At 32.5% G+C, this 833-nt stretch carries 1 protein-coding gene; it reads left to right on the top strand.

Annotated features, from left to right (window positions below):
- Window positions 1–21: 21 nt before the first annotated feature.
- Window positions 22–833: DNA methyltransferase (locus tag COZ07_RS02440; protein ID WP_406607003.1), on the top strand; the 812-nt coding region annotated here is incomplete at its 3' end.

The following is an 833-nucleotide window of genomic DNA, read 5'->3' on the forward strand; positions in this document are numbered from 1 at the left end:
TTACCCAAGTTCAAAGAGAAAGTGCAGACCATTTACATTGATCCGCCTTTTAATAAAGAATCTGATGCCGACTACTTTTATTCGGTGAAATATAAAGACGCAAGCTGGATAACCTTACTGGAAAATAGATTGCGAGTAGCCAAAGATATTTTGAATCCCAAAGGAAGTATTTTTGTCCGATGTGACTATAACGGAAACATGTATGTTAGACTTTTAATGAATGAGGTTTTTGATGAGGAGAATTTTAGGAATGAGATTATAATAAATCGTTTTCAGAAAAGTTCAGAAGCATTTACCACAACAACAGAGAGTCTCTTTTTATATTCCTTAACTGAGTTATTTAAGTTAAATCAATTACAAAAGCAAAGAGAATGTATTTTTTGTCATAAAATTCTTGAAAGTAAATGGCAGTGGGCTCATTCGGCAGGAGCAAGTAAAATTCCTAAATATTTTATAGTAGGCGAAGAGAAGGTTTTGTTATATCCGCCAAAAGATAGACATTGGACTAATTCACAAGAAAAAATAGATGAATTAACCAAAGAAGGAAGAATTAAAATTAACAAATCCCTCTCATATATAAATTCAAAAGGGGAAAAAATTAATTACATCCCAGAAAAACTTCAAGATTCCAATGTTATTATAGATAATAATTGGTCAGATCTACCCGGGTATGAATTTGGTGTTTTTACAGCAGAAAAGTTTTCTACCCAAAATTCTGAGATTTTATTGAAAAGAGTCATAGAATCTACTTCCAACGAGAACGACCTTGTTATAGACTTCTTCTTAGGCTCTGGCACAACCACCGCAGTAGCACATAAATTAAAGAGAAAATG

Source organism: Candidatus Infernicultor aquiphilus (assembly GCF_002784285.1).
In the GTDB taxonomy this organism is placed as follows: domain Bacteria; phylum Atribacterota; class Phoenicimicrobiia; order Phoenicimicrobiales; family Phoenicimicrobiaceae; genus Infernicultor; species Infernicultor aquiphilus.